Origin of the sequence: Mycolicibacterium arabiense (genome assembly GCF_010731815.2) — a bacterium.
Taxonomy (GTDB): domain Bacteria; phylum Actinomycetota; class Actinomycetes; order Mycobacteriales; family Mycobacteriaceae; genus Mycobacterium; species Mycobacterium arabiense.
In genome coordinates, this window is record NZ_AP022593.1 from 5,873,084 (window position 1) to 5,888,843 (window position 15,760).

General features: G+C 69.0%; 15 protein-coding genes and 1 tRNA gene. 6 read left to right on the forward strand and 10 right to left on the reverse strand.

Annotation, left to right across the window (positions count from 1 at the left end; translation table 11 throughout):
* Positions 1–62: 62 nt before the first annotated feature.
* Positions 63–136, forward strand: a tRNA-Ile gene (locus G6N61_RS29870).
* A 129-nt stretch (positions 137–265) separates the two neighbouring features.
* Positions 266–988: an MgtC/SapB family protein gene (locus G6N61_RS29875; RefSeq protein ID WP_163924438.1), complete on the forward strand. Its 723-nt coding sequence runs from the start codon at positions 266–268 to the stop codon at positions 986–988.
* Positions 989–1,854: 866 nt separating this feature from the next.
* On the opposite strand, the gene G6N61_RS29885 is transcribed toward G6N61_RS29875, so the two are convergent.
* Positions 1,855–2,931, reverse strand: coding sequence for a GGDEF domain-containing protein (locus tag G6N61_RS29885; RefSeq protein ID WP_163924439.1), 1,077 nt, complete (start codon positions 2,929–2,931; stop codon positions 1,855–1,857).
* A gap of 175 nt (positions 2,932–3,106) precedes the next feature.
* Between G6N61_RS29885 and G6N61_RS29890 the strand changes: the two genes are divergently transcribed.
* The gene (locus G6N61_RS29890) at positions 3,107–4,648 is read left to right on the forward strand and encodes an FAD-binding protein (protein ID WP_163924440.1); all 1,542 of its coding nucleotides are present in this window, start codon (positions 3,107–3,109) and stop codon (positions 4,646–4,648) included.
* On the opposite strand, the gene G6N61_RS29895 is transcribed toward G6N61_RS29890, so the two are convergent.
* Both G6N61_RS29895 and G6N61_RS29900 read right to left on the reverse strand, forming a co-directional pair.
* Positions 4,605–5,327, reverse strand: coding sequence for a TVP38/TMEM64 family protein (locus G6N61_RS29895; protein ID WP_163924441.1), 723 nt, complete (start codon positions 5,325–5,327; stop codon positions 4,605–4,607). The two genes, G6N61_RS29890 and G6N61_RS29895, sit on opposite strands and share 44 nt — an antisense overlap.
* Positions 5,324–6,265, reverse strand: coding sequence for a TerC family protein (locus G6N61_RS29900; protein WP_163924442.1), 942 nt, complete (start codon positions 6,263–6,265; stop codon positions 5,324–5,326). Before G6N61_RS29900 ends, G6N61_RS29895 begins: the two co-directional genes overlap by 4 nt.
* Before the next feature lie 230 nt (positions 6,266–6,495).
* Between G6N61_RS29900 and G6N61_RS29905 the strand changes: the two genes are divergently transcribed.
* The 3 genes from G6N61_RS29905 to G6N61_RS29915 all read left to right on the forward strand — a co-directional run bounded on the left by G6N61_RS29905 (position 6,496) and on the right by G6N61_RS29915 (position 8,173).
* The gene (locus G6N61_RS29905; protein ID WP_163924443.1) at positions 6,496–7,521 is read left to right on the forward strand and encodes a zinc-binding dehydrogenase; all 1,026 of its coding nucleotides are present in this window, start codon (positions 6,496–6,498) and stop codon (positions 7,519–7,521) included.
* Positions 7,522–7,583: 62 nt separating this feature from the next.
* Positions 7,584–7,790: a hypothetical protein gene (locus tag G6N61_RS29910; protein ID WP_163924444.1), complete on the forward strand. Its 207-nt coding sequence runs from the start codon at positions 7,584–7,586 to the stop codon at positions 7,788–7,790.
* A gap of 152 nt (positions 7,791–7,942) precedes the next feature.
* Positions 7,943–8,173, forward strand: a complete 231-nt coding sequence (locus G6N61_RS29915; RefSeq protein WP_163924445.1) for a hypothetical protein — start codon at positions 7,943–7,945, stop codon at positions 8,171–8,173.
* Here the strand turns inward: G6N61_RS29915 and G6N61_RS29920 are convergent.
* Genes G6N61_RS29920 through G6N61_RS29950 form a run of 7 tightly spaced genes read right to left on the reverse strand, consistent with a single transcriptional unit; the run spans position 8,170 to position 15,583 of the window.
* Entirely contained in the window at positions 8,170–8,991 is an 822-nt protein-coding gene (locus G6N61_RS29920; RefSeq protein WP_163924446.1) for an LLM class flavin-dependent oxidoreductase, read from the reverse strand. The genes G6N61_RS29915 and G6N61_RS29920 overlap by 4 nt on opposite strands.
* A gap of 6 nt (positions 8,992–8,997) precedes the next feature.
* The gene (locus G6N61_RS29925; RefSeq protein WP_235887348.1) at positions 8,998–9,510 is read right to left on the reverse strand and encodes a hypothetical protein; all 513 of its coding nucleotides are present in this window, start codon (positions 9,508–9,510) and stop codon (positions 8,998–9,000) included.
* Between the two features lie 28 nt (positions 9,511–9,538).
* Positions 9,539–11,032, reverse strand: coding sequence for a sodium:solute symporter family protein (locus G6N61_RS29930; RefSeq protein WP_163924447.1), 1,494 nt, complete (start codon positions 11,030–11,032; stop codon positions 9,539–9,541).
* Positions 11,033–11,047: 15 nt separating this feature from the next.
* Positions 11,048–12,649 carry a thiamine pyrophosphate-binding protein gene (locus tag G6N61_RS29935; RefSeq protein ID WP_163924448.1) on the reverse strand — a complete coding sequence of 534 codons (1,602 nt, stop codon included), beginning with the start codon at positions 12,647–12,649 and terminating at the stop codon, positions 11,048–11,050.
* On the reverse strand, positions 12,646–13,599 hold the full coding sequence (gene speB / locus G6N61_RS29940; RefSeq protein WP_163924449.1) for an agmatinase: 954 nt from the start codon (positions 13,597–13,599) through the stop codon (positions 12,646–12,648). The genes G6N61_RS29935 and speB overlap by 4 nt, the downstream gene beginning before the upstream one ends.
* Entirely contained in the window at positions 13,596–15,188 is a 1,593-nt protein-coding gene (locus tag G6N61_RS29945) for a purine-cytosine permease family protein (protein ID WP_163924450.1), read from the reverse strand. Before G6N61_RS29945 ends, speB begins: the two co-directional genes overlap by 4 nt.
* Positions 15,185–15,583, reverse strand: coding sequence for a YybH family protein (locus tag G6N61_RS29950; RefSeq protein ID WP_163924451.1), 399 nt, complete (start codon positions 15,581–15,583; stop codon positions 15,185–15,187). Before G6N61_RS29950 ends, G6N61_RS29945 begins: the two co-directional genes overlap by 4 nt.
* Positions 15,584–15,760: the final 177 nt, after the last annotated feature.

Below are 15,760 nucleotides of genomic sequence, written 5' to 3' on the forward strand. Positions count from 1 at the left end.
GATATTTCCACGTTTAGCGGTGGGCTTTGCTGTGCACGTCATCGAAGCAGGCTAGGCGGATCGGGGCGGTAGCTCAGTCGGTCAGAGCTGGGGACTCATAATCCCTAGGTCGCGGGTTCGAGCCCCGCCCGCCCCACTTCGCATCCGCGAACGTCGACTTTCCGTCGACGATCGCCGTCGAAGACGACGACAAGTCGACGCTCGCCGAGTGCCCCGTCGAGCGTGTCTGACCACCTCCACGGTCTGCGTGGAGCATGATCACGGCATGCTGGCGGTCGATCTGCTGACCCGTGTCGGGCTCGCGACCCTGCTCGGCGTCGCAATCGGGTTCGAGCGTCAGTGGCGGTCGCGGATGGCGGGCCTGCAGACCATGGCCCTGGTCAGCATGGGCTCGTCGCTGTTCCTGATCCTGAGCGCCTACAGCTTCGACCAGGAGGGTGACCGGCTTCGCGTCGCGGCCCAGATCGTTTCGGGGATCGGCTTTCTCGGCGCCGGCGTCATCATGAAGCAAGGATTGTCCGTGACGGGCCTGAACACCGCCGCCACGCTCTGGTCCACGGCGGCCGTCGGCGCGCTCGCCGGCGCGTGGATGTGGCGCGAGGCGATCGCCGGTGCCACGGTCATCGTCGCGGCCAACTGGTTCCTACAACCGCTGGCCAATCGCATGGACCGCGTCCACACCGCGGGCCGCAGCCGGGAAGTCGCGGCCGCCGACTACCTGGTCGAGGTGATGTGTCCGCGGGAGGCGGGCGCGGCCGTCAAGGCCTTGATCTCGACTGCGCTGCCCTCCCCGGCTTTCCGACTGCGCGCCGTGCGGACCCGGCCGGCTCACGACCCCGGCCACGTCGAGGTGGAGGCCGAGTACTTCACGTCGGCGCGCGACGACCAGGCCGCCGAGACGGCGGTCCGGGAACTCAGTCAGCACGATGGCGTGACATCGGTGAGCTGGCGCATCGCCGACGAGCAGGCCGCGGACTGGACCCGGTGACCCGCGGGGTCGTCGTGCATCGCCTCGGTTCGCCCGCTGCGGGGAACAACCGCGCGGTCGGCAGGCAGCGCGTGCGGATGCTGCGGATCTATTTGAGCGCGACGACGTTCCTCTACTCCTACGGGGTCGTCTTCACCCTGTTCCCCGTGCGCACCGACCTGGAGTACGGCAATCCGGTCGGCGGCATCATCGCCATCGCCGTGGGCGTCCTCGGACTGCTCCAGCTCGTGGTCAAACCCGACCGGTTCACGCCGGCTACATGGGCTGCGATCGCGGCGACCCCGATCGTGATGGCGTTCCACGTCACCATCACCGCCGAATACGTCTGCCTGATCGCGCCGATGTTCCTTGCGATGTACATCCGCGCCTTCCATCCGACTCGCCGGGCATGGACGCTGATCGCCGTCCTCACCGCCGCCTGCGTGCTGGCCGTCGCCATCGCGCCTGCTCCGCACGTCGGCGTCATCACCTTCCTGATCATCACCGTGGCGATCACCGGCGCCGCAGAATCCTTCGGCCTACTCGTGCGTGCGATGTTCACCGCAGCCTGCACCGACCCCCTCACGGGTCTGCTGAACCGCGCGGGTTGGGAGATCGAGACCACGGACCTGCTTGCGCGACACCGCGCTACGCCGGTAGCGGTGACCGTCGTCGCCCTCAACATCGACGGCCCGACGCACGGTGCTGGCCAGGCTGGGGGGCGACGAGTTCGCTGCCTGCTTCGTCGGCGAAAGCCCGGACAGTGTCGAGGAATTCATCCGCGACGTGCGCCGGCTCACGCCCGACGTCAGCCTCGGTACGGCCACCCAGACGTCGCCCTCGGCCAACATCGCCGACCTCTGTGCCCGCGGAGTGACCGGCCGCGGTTAGGTCAGCCGGGCCCGCTTCTGGCGGTACATGAGTTCATCGGCACGCGCCAGCAGCTCGTCGACCGAGCCGGAATCGGTGGCGCACACGCGCATCAACCCAAAACTCGCCGAGATGCGGTACGGCCTTGACGTGGTGTCGTTGAACCGCTGCAGCGCGGCGAGGAGCCGTTCCCGCAGCTCGCTGGGATCGGCCTCGGACGAGGTGACGAGGACGGCGAATTCGTCACCGCCCATCCGGGCGAGGAGGTCCGACTCGTGCAGCGTGGCTCGAAGCACGCTCGCCACGTCGGCGATCAGCGCGTCGCCCACCGCGTGTCCCATCTCGTCGTTGACGAGCTTGAGCCCGTCGACGTCGACGAAGCCGAACACGCACTCGCGATTGGTCCGGCGGGCCTCGAGCAGGGCCGGCTCCGCCGCGAGGTAGAAACCTCGGCGGTTGCCGACGCCGGTGAGGTCGTCGGTCACCGACAGCCGCTGGATCTCCTCGTTGGCCCGCTCCAGCTCGACGGTCCGGTCGAGCACCCGTTGCTCCAGTTCGGCATACACGTGGACGTTCTCCATGGCGATCGACGTCGCGTCGGCAAGGGCTTGCAGTAGAGCCACTTCCCGCTCGGACGGTTCCCGTTCGTCCGCCCAGTAATTTCCGATCGCGCCGACGGGGTCGAGGCTGCGGATCGGCACCATCACCAGGCTCCTGATGAACGTCGGACGGTAGGCGGCATGGGGTATGCGCGCGTCGTCGTAGATGTCCGGGATCACGACGGCGGAGCGATTGACCATCGCCCAACCGCCGATGCACGAGTCCATCGGGAATCGGCTGCCCTTGAACAGCGGCGAGATCGCATTCTCGTCGGCGTAGTGGCACATGTCACCGTCGCGCAACACGATGGTGGCGCCGTCGCAGCCCGTGAGTTCGCGTGCCGACGTCGCCACCGTGCGCTCGATGTCGGCCAGCGTGCGGGCGAACGACAGCTCCTGCACGGCCTTCAACAGCCGGTCCACCTCGCAGACATGACCGGCGTCGCTCCGAACGTCGGCTCCGGCAGACGATAACGACCACTCGTCGACGGTCATTCCACCCTCCGGGCCGGATCGTTGCTGGCAGCGACCGCTGGGGCAGTCGCCCGACACTACCCCGGATGCCCCGCTGACGCACGCGTCAGGGGTTTGCTGATTCTCGAATCGTCGGTGACATACGAGCGTCCCGCGTAGGGTCCGACGTCATGGGCAGCGAGGACGGGCAGAGCTCGTGAGGGCGCTCGACGACACGGTCGACGTGCTAGTGGTGGGTTCGGGCGGGGGAGTCGCCGGTGCCTATACCGCCGCCCGCGAGGGACTCAGCGTGCTGCTCGTCGAGGCCACCGATCGATTCGGGGGAACGACGGCCTACTCGGGCGGGGGCGGGATGTGGTTTCCCTGCAACCCCGTCCTCGTTCGCGCGGGCTGCGACGACACCATCGACGACGCGTTGCGCTACTTCCGTGCCGTGGTCGGCGACCGTACGCCTGCCGACCTGCAGGAGGCCTACGTACGCGGCGGTGCCGCCCTGATCGACTACCTCGAACGCGACGAGCGCTTCGCGTTCAAGATCCTGCCGTGGCCCGACTACTACGGGGAGACGCCGGGAGCACGTGCCGACGGTATGCGACACATCGTGTCCAGGGCGGTCCCGGACAGCCGGCTCGGCCGGTTCCAGGGCCTGGTGCGCGGCCCACTCGACCACGAACGCCTCGGGAGCCCTGCGCCGGACCTGCTCGTCGGCGGGCGCGCACTCGTCGGTCGGTTCCTCGCCGCGATGGCCGACGACGCCCGGGTGGCCGCCCACCTCGAGACCCGCCTCGTCGATCTGATCGTCGACGACGGCCGGGTCATCGGCGCCGTCGTGGACCACCGGGGCGAACGACAGGTCATCCGGACCCGCCGCGGAGTCCTGTTGGCAGCGGGCGGTTTCGAGCAGAACGCGGACATGCGCGCGCAATATGGGGTGCCCGGTTCGACGACCGACAGCATGGGCGCGCCCGGCAACACGGGGCAGGCGCACCGCGCGGCGATCGCCGCCGGGGCGAGCACGGATCTGATGGATCAGGCGTGGTGGTCTCCGGGTCTGATCCATCCGGACGGGCGGGCGGCGTTCGCACTCGGAATCACCGGCGGCATGTTCGTCGACAAGCGCGGGCAACGGTTCGTCAACGAATCGACCGCCTACGACCGCTCGGGGCGGGAGATCCTGAAGGCCATGGCCGAAGGCACCGTCGGCCGGCCGTTCTGGCTGGTGTACGACAGCCGGGACGGCGATCGACCGCCCGTGCTCGCGACCAACGTCTCGTTCGCGCCGACCAGCGAGTACCAGTCGGAAGGGCTGTGGCGGGAGGCGGCGACCCTCGACGAAATCGCCGAGGTCATCGAGGTCCCCGCCGACGAACTCGCAGCGTCGGTGCGCCGGTTCAACGAACTGGCCGCCACCGGTTCAGACGACGACTTCGGCCGCGGCGCGCTGCCCTTCGACCTCGCATTCACCGGCGGTGCGCCGCCGATGGCGCCGATCGACACGCCGCCCTACCGTGCGGCGGCGTTCGGGGTCTCCGACCTCGGCACCAAGGGCGGGCTGCGGACCGACGTGCACGCCCGCGTACTCGACACCGACGGCCGCCCGATTCCCGGTCTCTACGCGGCGGGCAACACGATGGCCGCCGTGTCGGGCACGACGTATCCAGGTGGTGGCAACCCGATCGGCGCCTCCATGCTGTTCAGTCACCTGGCGACGATGCACATGGCGGGTTCGGCTCCGTAGACCGGTTGCGCCACGCCCGCCATCCCCGGTGCGCCGCAAAGGTTCCGATCACGGCGGTGACGCACCAGACCCCGATCGCGGTGTACGCCAGCGGCGCCGACAGATCACCGATCGACGCACCCAGCGCGGTATAGACGAACGCCCGCGGGGCCGACCCGATGAACGCTCCGACCGCCATCTGCAACAGCGGAACTCCGAACGCGCCGAACGCGTAGGAGGCGAACGCGTCGCTGATGCCCGGGACGAATCGCTGTCCGACGACGGCCCACAGGCCGTGCCGCTGGATCTGCTCGTCGATGCGGTCGGCCCGGCGGGCGCCCAGCAGGGCACGCGCACTGTCGCGGCCTGCCCGCCGCCCGATCAGACTGGTGATCACCGCGGTGCCCACGGCCGAGCCGAGGGTCACGAAGGTTCCGGTCACCGGGCCGAACAGCACGCCACTGCCCGCTGCGAGCAGCGGGCCGGGAACGAACAGCGCGCCGAGCACCGCCGAGACCACGACGTAGGCCAACGGCGCAGCGGGTCCGGTGGCAGAGACGGCACTGCGAACGACGTCGAGGTCGACGACGCGTGCGACCCCCACCAGGTAGAACAGGCCCAGCAGGAAGGCCGCGAACACCGCGAGCCGCACCGCGTGAGATCTACGGGAGGGAAGGGGCGAACCGTCGTCGTCGGTCATTCTGAGACTGATTGTGCCGCAGCACTCCCTTCGTTGCGGGTGCGCATCCAGCTGGCGGTCACCGCGACGGTGAGGACGGCGATGACGACGGCGAGCGAGATGCCCGTCGGGATCTTGTACACCTCCAGCAGCAGCATCTTGACGCCGACCCAGACCAGTACCAGGGCGAGACCGAGCTTGAGGTAGACGAAGCGGTGCATCAGGTCGGCGAGCAGGAAGTACATCGCCCGTAGTCCGAGGATGGCGAACGCGTTCGAGGTGAACACCAGGAACGGCTGCTGGGTGACGGCGAAGATGGCAGGAATCGAGTCCACGGCGAAGACGATGTCGGTGACTTCGATCAGCACCAGGACCGCCAGCAATGGGGTGGCCACCCATCGGCCGGCGCGGCGGATGAGGAACTTCTGGCCGTGGTAGGTGTCGGTGACCGGGATCATCCGGCGGAACAGGCGCAGCACGATGCTGCGCTCGGGGTCGATGGTGTCGTTGCGGTGCAGAGCCATTCGTATACCGGTCGCCACCAGGAACGCGCCGAAGATGTACAGGATCCAGGCGAAGCTGGCGATGAGGACCGACCCGGCGGCGATGAACACCGCCCGGAACACCAGCGCGCCGAGCACGCCGTAGAACAGCACCCGGTGCTGGTACTCCCGTGGGACGGCGAAGTAACTGAAGATGATCGCGAAGACGAACACGTTGTCCACGGCCAGGGACTTCTCGATCACGTAGCCCGCGAAGTACTGGGCGGCGAACTCCGTGCCCCACACCCACCAGACGATCCCGCCAAAGGACACGCCCAAGGTGACCCACACGGCGGACCACGCGGCGGCTTCCCGCACACCGACGACGTGTGCCTTGCGATGGGCGAAGAGATCGATCGCCAGCATGATGAGAATGGCACCGAGCACGGCGGCCCAGGCCCACAGCGGAACGGTCACGGTCGTGTCCTCCGGTCGATGAGACCGGAGGTCTTCCCGACCACCACCGGCGTTTTCGCCGGACGGTGGCGCTCAGACCGGGCAGTTGCACGGAACTGCCGTAATGACGATCTGGAGCTGGGCGGGTACTCCCCTCCAACGCCCATGATAGGAAATCGAATTCATTCGTCAAGGGGCGGGCCGACGAGTTCTCGCCTCGACCAGGGGATCCGACCATAGACTCGGCTGTCATGCGAACAGTGGTGATCGACGCCCCGGGTCGGGTTCGAGTCGACGACCGGCCCGATCCCGTCCTGCCCGGCCCCGACGCCGCGGTCATCGAGGTGACCGCCAGTGCGATCTGCGGGTCGGACCTGCACTTCTACGAGGGCGACTTCCCCCTCGGGGAGCCGGTCGCGCTCGGTCACGAAGCGGTCGGCGTCGTGGTCGACGTCGGACCCGACGTGCGGACCGTGCGGGTCGGCGACGCCGTGCTGGTGTCCTCGGTCGCCGGTTGCGGATGCTGTGTCGGCTGCGCGTCGGGCGACCCGGTGACGTGTCTGTCCGGACCGCAGATCTTCGGGTCCGGCGTGCTGGGTGGGGCGCAGTCGGATCTGCTCGCCGTCCCCGCCGCGGACTTCCAACTGCTCGCCGTGCCCGAGGACTTGGACAGCGAGGAGGCACTGCTGCTCACCGACAACCTCGCCACGGGGTGGGCGGGTGCGCAGCGCGCGGACATCCCGCCGGGAGGGACGGTCGTGGTGTTCGGCCTCGGCGCCGTCGGATTGTGCGCCGTGCGCAGCGCGATCGTCCTCGGCGCCGGAACGGTGTTCGCCGTCGACCCCGTCGAGGGGCGGCGCGACCGTGCCGCGAAGAGCGGTGCCACGCCTCTTCATCCAGCCGACATCGGCGCGGTGCACGACGCCACCGGCGGCAGGGGAGCGGCGTCGGTCATCGACGCGGTCGGCAACGACGCCACGATGACGGCGGCGCTGACGTGCGTGCGTCCGGGCGGCACGGTGTCCGTCGTCGGCGTGCACGACCTCAACCCGTTCCCGTTCCCCGCGCTGATGAACCTCGTGCGGAGCGTGACGATGCGGATGACGACCGCCCCGGTGCAGCGCACCTGGCCCGAGCTGCTCCCGCTGCTGCAGTCGGGTCGTCTCGACGTCAGCGGAATCTTCACCGACACATACGGTCTCGACGACGCGGCGAACGCCTACGCCGCCGTGGCGGCACGGTCCGGCGACTGCGTCAAGGTCATCCTCACGCCCTGACCGACGCCGCGTCCGCGGAAATTCAGTTGCGCCGACCATGCCCGTCGACGTTCCATCGAACGATGAGCGAGACACCGACGGCGAACGGACGCGACTGGAGGCGACTCTGGTGCGTTCCGCAGTCGGTGCGCGCGCAGCCGTCCTGCGACGATTGGGATGCCCTGCACGTCAATGCGATCGGATCGATGTGGGGTCGGGGCGGAACCCCCGACGTCGGTGCTGGCGTCGCAGCCTGGTCGGCCACGATCGTCGCCGATCTGACGCGTTGACCGGGTGGCCACTACCGGGTAGCAGGTAGCCCGCCGTGCGGAAACGCGCACGCCCGGATGGCCGCCTGCGTCGATGTGGATGACGTCCGCTTCGACGATTCTCAAATGGTGCCCCACGGTGGAGCGCAACACACGACGAGGGAGTGCCGCACATGAAGATTCAACCCACCCTGATCCTGGCCGGACTGGCCGCCGGAGCCGTTGCCGCCGGAATCTCGTTGGCGCCGAATGCGTCTGCAGCCACGGAGTTGGCATCGTGCCAGAACCGCGGTCAGGAGACCACGGTCTGCCAGACGCCGGGCAACTACGAGGGCCAGTTCGCGCCGACCATCGAGGCGCCGTCTCAGTTCGAGTTCCCGTACGGCTTCCTCGGCGCGATCTAGCCCCGCAGCAGTGGAGCGACGCGGGTGCCGATCGCACGGATGAACTCTTCTGCGTCCTCGCCGACGCGGGGCTGCAGCACGATGGTGTCCACGCCGGCGTCGATCCATTGCCGTGCACCGTGCGCGACCTGCTCCGCGGAGCCACACACCTCGGCGTCGGCGTGGTCGTCGTCGAGACCGCAGGACACGTAGGCGACGACGTGGTGTGGCCGCGGCTGCTCGGCCGCGGCCCGGATGATCGACACCGCCTCCCGCACCGCGTCGGGCGAGGTGCCCGACGTCAGCACGGTTCCTGCGGCGAGTTCGCCGCTCAACGCGAGCGTCTTCGGGCCCGTCGCAGCGAGCAGCACCTCGACGGGCGTGCTCGGCGGCCAGTCAAGACGGACGTCCGACAGCGTGACGTACCGGCCCGCGGCGTCGACGGTCTCACCGTTCAGCAGGGCGGTCAGCGCGGTCGTGTACTCGCGCAGCAGCGTCAACGGCGAACCGACGCGTTCGCCGACCTGCGCCATCCAGTCCTGGACGCCGTGACCGACGCCGACCCGCAGCCGGCCCGGGAACGTCCGCTCGAGCATCGCGATCTCCATCGCCAACAACGCGACGTTGCGCAGCGGCACCGGCAGCACCCCTACGCCCACGACCAGGGTGGTGCTGGTGGCGAGTGCGATCGCCGCGGCCGACAAGCCGCCGTGGAAGAAGCAGTCCTCCCACAGCCACAGTTCGTCCACGCCCGCGGCCTCGGCCGCCCGCGCAGCCGTTGCCAGCGTCTCCGGCGGGTTCTCCGGCCGGAACACACATCCCACTCGTAGTGACGTCACGGTCGGTCAGCCTCGCACGGATGCGGTCAATGGCGCGCCCCCGGCGTCCTGCAGCAGGCAGATCACGGTGCTGGGCAGCGGAATCGCCCCGGTGCGGTCCTGCTTCGAATCGATCAGATACGTGATGGACAGGTCACCGCGGCCGCCGCCGGTGTATGCGTCGACGCCGGACGCGCAGGCCTGGTCGCCCACGTCGGCGATGGCGGCATCTACGGCGACCGGAGCCAGCAGGTATACCTCGGCGCGGTGCGGCGTGGCGCAATCGACGACGGAGACGGTTGCGATTCCGACGTCGACCGCCGGTACCTCCGCGACGCACTCACCCACCGCCAGGTCCACCCACTGCTTGGTGACCGCCGCGGGCGCCGGGGGTGGCATCGCCTGCGACGTCGACGGGGTCGGGGAGTCCGGAGCCGCAGACGAGGTGGCCTCGGTCTCCTGCGGTGGCGCAGCGCACCCGGTCAGCCACGAAATGCCAAGCAGCGCAACGCTCACGCGGATGATTGGCCGGCGGTGCATGCCGGGAGTCTAGCCGCGGATGGCCTCCTCACGTGGCAACGCGATCGGTGTCGGCGGTGTCGCGTCCCGCCAACCGGGCGTCCCACACCTCGAGTACCTCGGCGGGCGTCCGCTTGGTGACCAGACTCCCCACCACGTAGGCGATCAGGCTCGCGGCGAGGCCGTAGTAGATCGGCTCGTTGGCCAGCACGTCGCCGACGACGAACATGGTGCCGAGCGTGACGACGGTCCCGGCGATCATCGACCACAGCGCCCCGGTCCCGGTGGCGCGCTTCCACAGGAAGCCACCGAGGATCGACACCAGCAGACCGCCTACCAGGATGTCGTAGGCGACGGTCAAGGCGGCGACCACGTCGTTGAGCAGTGCGGCGATCACGATGACGGCGATGCCGAGAACCACGACGTACAGCCGGTCGGAGTGCAGGTTGCCCTCCTGCTCACCGCGTGTCCGCTCGGTGTTCTGCTCCGCGGTCTCGTGACGCCCGATCAGTCTGCCCAGCAACGGCTTCACGTCGGTTCGGGCCACGGTGGCGGTGGCGATCAACGCGCCCGACGCCGTCGACATCATCGCCGCCACGGCGGCAGCGAGCACGATGCCGCTGATGCCGACGGGGAGGATCGACTCGGCGATCTGGGCGTACACGTCGTCACTGGCCTCGACGTCGGGCAGGAAGGTCGATGCCGCCGTGCCGATCAGTGCACCCGCGACGCCGTACAGCAGGCAGTAGATGGCCGCGGCCGTGCCGCCCCACTTCGCCACCTTGGGCGAGCGCGCGGTGAAGACCCGCTGCCAGATGTCCTGGCCGATCAGCATGCCGAAGCTGTAGACGACGAAGAACGTGATGATCGTCTGGGTGCCGATCGTGCCGAGGTCGAAGGCGGCTTCACCGGCCCGCTCGCGGATGCCCTCGAATCCGCCCGCCTCTTGCCATGTGAACGGCAGCAGCAGGAAGAAGATGCCGATCGTCTTGAGGATGAATTGCACCATGTCGGTCAGCGTGATCGACCACATGCCGCCGATCGCGGAGTAGAGCATCACGATTGCGCCGCCGATGATCACCGACACCGTCCGGTCGGTGCCGAACAGCACGTTGAACACCGTGGCATAGGCGATGGTCGACGTCACCGACAGCATCAGCGTGTAGGCGACCATGACGATCCCCGACGTCGACGTCGCGTCCACGCCGTAGCGCAGCTTGAGCATCTGCGCCACCGTGTACACCCGCAGCCGCTGGATGCGCCCCGCGAACGCCACTGACAGCAGCAGCAGACCGACGGCGATCGCGACGACCAGCCACATGCCGGAGATGCCGTACCGGTAGCCCAGCCCCACGCCGCCGACCGTTGACGCGCCGCCGAGCACGACGGCCGCCATGGTGCCGGTGTAGAGCCCCGGTCCGAGCCGGCGCCCGGCGACGAGGAAGTCCGCGGAGTCCTTCGTCCGCGTCTTGCCCCAGAAGCCGAACGCCAGCATGGCGGCGAGATAGACGACGACGATGACGACGTCGAGTGGCTTACCCATGGTGTGACTCCTCGCTCAGGTGGGAGAGAACATCTTCAGTACGGCGGGCAGGACGACCACGGCGGGTCCGGTGGTGGTGAAGGTGCCGGCGACCACCTCGCCGACGTCGTCCAGTGTTGCCACGTGCGCCGGGATGCCGAAACTGCCTGCCAGCGCCACGAAGTCGGGTCGGGACAGCTCGGTGGCCGTCGCCTGACCGAACGCATCGGTCATGTACTCGCGCAGAATGCCGTAGCCGCCGTCGTCGACGATCAGCCAGGTGACGTCCGCGTCGTGCTGGCGGGCCGTGGCGAGTTCGGCGATGGAGTACATGGCACCGCCGTCGCCGGACACCGCGAACGTGCGCCGACCCGATCCGATGGCCGCCGCGACGGCGGCGGGGTAGGCGAAGCCGAGACCGCCTGCACCCTGAGCGGAGTGGAAGTCGCCGTCGAGCGGGTCCCAGGCCGACCACGCCCAGTAGCCCGCGATGGTCATGTCCCAGAAGGTGTGAGCCGCGGCGGGAACGGCGGCGCGAAGATCGGACATCAGTCGTCGTTCGGCATCGACGTCCTGGCCGTCGAGTCGTTGCTCGACGGACCGGCGGAGCATGGCCGCGATCTCGGCGCCGGTGCCCTGCTCGCGCGGTGTCACGCGGTCGGCGATCCCGCGCAGCGCCTCGGCGGCGTCGGCGTGTACGGCCAGCCCGGGGTGATTGGCCTGCAGCACGCGGGATTCGGCGTCCACGTGGATCAGCCGGCCACGCGGTGCGAACGTGAAGTAGTTGCTGGTCACCTCGCCCATCGCCGTCCCGACTGCGAGTAGCACGTCGGCGTCGGCGAGCAGGTCGGTGGTGTGGCGGTCCTCGATCCACGACGCCGCCGACAGTGGATGGGCGAACGGGATCGCGCCCTTGCCGCCGACGGTGGAGACCACGGGCGCGTCCAGGAGTTCGGCCAGGGCGACGAGTGCCTCCGACCCGCCGCGGGAGCGCCGCACGCCGCCACCGGCGAGGATGACCGGTCGCGCTGCGGCACTGAGTAATTCGGCTGCGGCGTCGAGGATTTCGGGGCGGGCGGCGCGCGTGACGTCGACCGCGGTCACGCCGGCTACGGCGGGCACGTCCACCGGTTCGAGCAGGACGTCCTGCGGCACTTCGACCCACGTCGGGCCTGCCGGAGCGGACTGCGCGAGTGCCCATGCGTCGGCGAGCAGGCTGGGGATCTGCGCGGCATGTTCGACGACGGCGGTGCTCTTGGTGACGTTGACGGCGCTGCGCTGCTGGTCGTCGAGCTGGTGCAGCATGCCGCGCCGCAACCCGAGCCCCGAGCGCGGCACCTGACTGGTGATGACGAGCAGCGGCACACCGGTGGCGTAGGCCTCCTGCAGTGCCCCCAGCGCGGTCAGCGCGCCCGGTCCGGTCGAGAGGAACAGAACGCCGACCTCGCCGGTGGCCCTGGCATACCCGTCGGCGCCGAAGGCCGAGTTGTTCTCGATGCGCGAGCTGACGAACTTCAGGTCGCTGCGCCGGATCGCGTCGAAGAGGCCGAGGGCGTGCTGACCCGGGATGCCGAAGACGTGCGAAGCGCCCAGCGCACCGAGTGTTTCGACGACGACGTCGCCGCCGTTTCTAGTCACGCCGCGCGTTCCTCGTGCCGCATCGCCAGCAGCGTCACCAGGTCGTAGGCCACGTGCGAGGCTGCGACGCCGGTGATCTCGGCATGGTCGTAGGCGGGGGCGACCTCGACGACGTCGGCGCCGACGAGGTTCAGCCCGCGGAATCCGCGCAGGATCTCTAACAGTTCGCGGCTGGTGATGCCGCCCGCCTCCGGTGTGCCGGTACCCGGTGCGTGCGCCGGGTCGAGGACGTCGATGTCGATCGACACGTAGACCGGCCGGTTGCCGAGGCGCTGCCGGAGCTTGTCGACGACCTCCCGCACGCCCTGGTAGTACACGTCGGACGAGGTGACGATGCCGAACCCGAAGCGGCGGTCGTCCTCGAGGTCCTTCTTGCCGTACAGCGGACCGCGAGTGCCGACGTGCGACAACGCCTCGGTGTCGAGGATGCCCTCCTCGACGGCCCTGCGGAACGGCGTGCCATGGGTGTACTCCGCGCCGAAGTAGGTGTCCCAGGTGTCGAGGTGCGCGTCGAAGTGCACCAGCGCGACCGGGCCGTGCCGCTGCGCGGCAGCACGCAGCAGGGGCAGCGCGATGGTGTGGTCGCCGCCGATGGTGACCAGGCTGGTGCCGTCGGCGGTCAGCGCAACGGCTGCCGCCTCGATGGTCTCGATGGCCTCACCGATGTTGAACGGGTTGACCGCGATGTCGCCGGCGTCGGCGACCTGCGCGATCTCGAACGGCGATACGTCGAGGCCCGGGTGGTATGGCCGCAGCAGTCGCGACGACTCGCGCACGTGGGTCGGGCCGAACCGGGCGCCGGGGCGGTAGGACACCCCGGAGTCGAACGGCACGCCCGCCACGACGATGTCGGCCTTGGGCACCTGGTCGAGACGCGGCAGGCGGGCGAATGACGCGGGCCCGGCGAAGCGCGGCGTCTTGGAGGCGTCGATGGGTCCGATGGTGCTCATGTCGTCGACTCCTCGTTCTCGGCCAAGGGGGTCTTGGCAATGGTTCCCGGTGCGTCCACGTACGTGATGGGGATGTTCGACGGCGGTCCCACGGGCACCAGGCGCGACCCGTCGGGACCGAAGGCATCGGCGGGCTCCGGCTTGACCCACAGCAGCAGCGGATACAACACCGCGGCCAGTCCGATGCCGACGGGGATGGACAGGTCGATGCCCTCGGCGAGATCGCCGAGGGGACCGACGAATTGGTCGGGCAGGTTGACGAAGCAGATGCTGAACGCCGCCGACACCAGCCACGCGCCGAGGCCTCGCCAGTTCCAGCCGTGGGTGAACCAGTACCTGCCGCCGCGTTGGCGGCGGTTGAAGACCTGCAGTGCGTCCGAGTCGTACCAGCCGCGCCGGACGAACCAGCCGATCATCATGACGACCATCCAGGGGGCGGTGCACGTGACGATCAGCACCGCGAACGTCGAGATGCTCTGCACCACGTTGAACGCGAACTTGCCGACGAAGATGAACCCGATCGCGATCGCGCCGATGAACACGGTCGCCTGCACGCGGCTGAAGCGCGGGAAGACGCTGGAGAAGTCCAGGCCGGTGCCGTACAGCGCGGTGGTGCCCGTCGACATGCCGCCGATCAGCGCGATGAGGCATACGGGAAGGAAGTACCAGCTCGGTGACACGGCCAGCAGTCCGCCGACGTAGTTGCCCTCGTCGATGAACTCCGGTGCGTTGGACGCGACGACCGTGGCGGTGACGAGGCCGAACAGGAACGGCACCAGGGTGGCGATCTGGGCGCCGAATGCGGCGGCCATCGACTTCCACGCAGGCGTCTCGCGGGGGATGTAACGGGACCAGTCACCAAGGAACGCACCGAAACTCACCGGGTTGGACATGACGATCAGCGCCGCACCGACGAAGGACGGCCAGTAGAGGGCGTTCGTCGCGGCGTCGGCGTCCGGGCCGAAGATGCCCGCGTAGCCCGCGTCGAAGGTCCCGCCGAACGCGACGATCCCCAGCAGGAACAGCACCGTGGCCGCGATCACCGCGATCTTGTTGACCAACAACATGAATCGGAATCCGTAGATGCACACGACGAGCACCATCAGGGCGAAGATGCCGTACGCCAGGGCCACCGCGACGCCATTGGGCGCTGCGTCCGGTGCGCCACCCATGGCGCGGGTGGCGCCGCCCACGAGGACGTCGCCGGAGGTCCACACCGAGATGGAGAAGAACGCGACCGCGGTCAGCAGCGAGAGGAACGATCCGACGACGCGGCCGTGCACGCCCAGGTGCGCCGAGGACGACACCGCGTTGTTGGTGCCGTTGCGCGGACCGAACAGGGCCATCGGTGCGAGGATCGCCGCGCCGAGAATGAGGCCGAGAAGCGTTGCGAGCAGGCCATCGCGGAAGGACAGCCCGAAGATGATCGGGAAGCTACCGAGAACCACCGTGGCGATGGTGTTCGCGCCCCCGAAGACCAGCCGGAACAGGTCGAGCGGCCGCGCCGTCCGCTCGGCGTCGGGAATGGGCTCGACGCCGTGGGCTTCGACCTCGGTGATCTTCGGTGGTGCGGCCAGTGGTTCGGTCACGAGACTGCCGGTGCCGTGGAGAGGTGCTCGTGCACGGCGACGAGGCGGTCGCCGTCGAGGACGAACACGATGGTCTCGCGCTCGCGGGTGCTGGTCTGCTCACCGCCGACCGACGTGACGGTGTCGACAGTGTGGCTGAGTACGGCCACGTCGCCGTACGTCTGCACCATCCGGTCGCTGCTGACGCAGGACACCACCCGCCATCCGTCGGCGAGCCACGACGCCCAGAGCGCCTCGTAGGCGGCGCGGTCGTTCAGGCGCGCCGGCTCGGGATGGAAGACGAACGTGGCGTCGGGGGAGAAGGCGCCGAAGTACGCGGCGGTGTCGGTGGCCGCGAAGGCTGCGACGAGATCGTCGGTGGCGGTGAGGACTCGATCGCTGGTCAGCGTCGTCATTTGGAGGGCCCCGGTCCGTGAGAGTGCGGATGGTTGCGGATGGTGTGGTGCGGGTCACTGTAAGTCGGGTCGAATGGCTCGGCAAGCAGTTCGTTCGTTACGCGTGCGTTTCGGATCACGATCTGCCGTAATGGTTCGGAGTTAACGAGATTTCCCGGCCGGGGTGCGGGTGTTCGA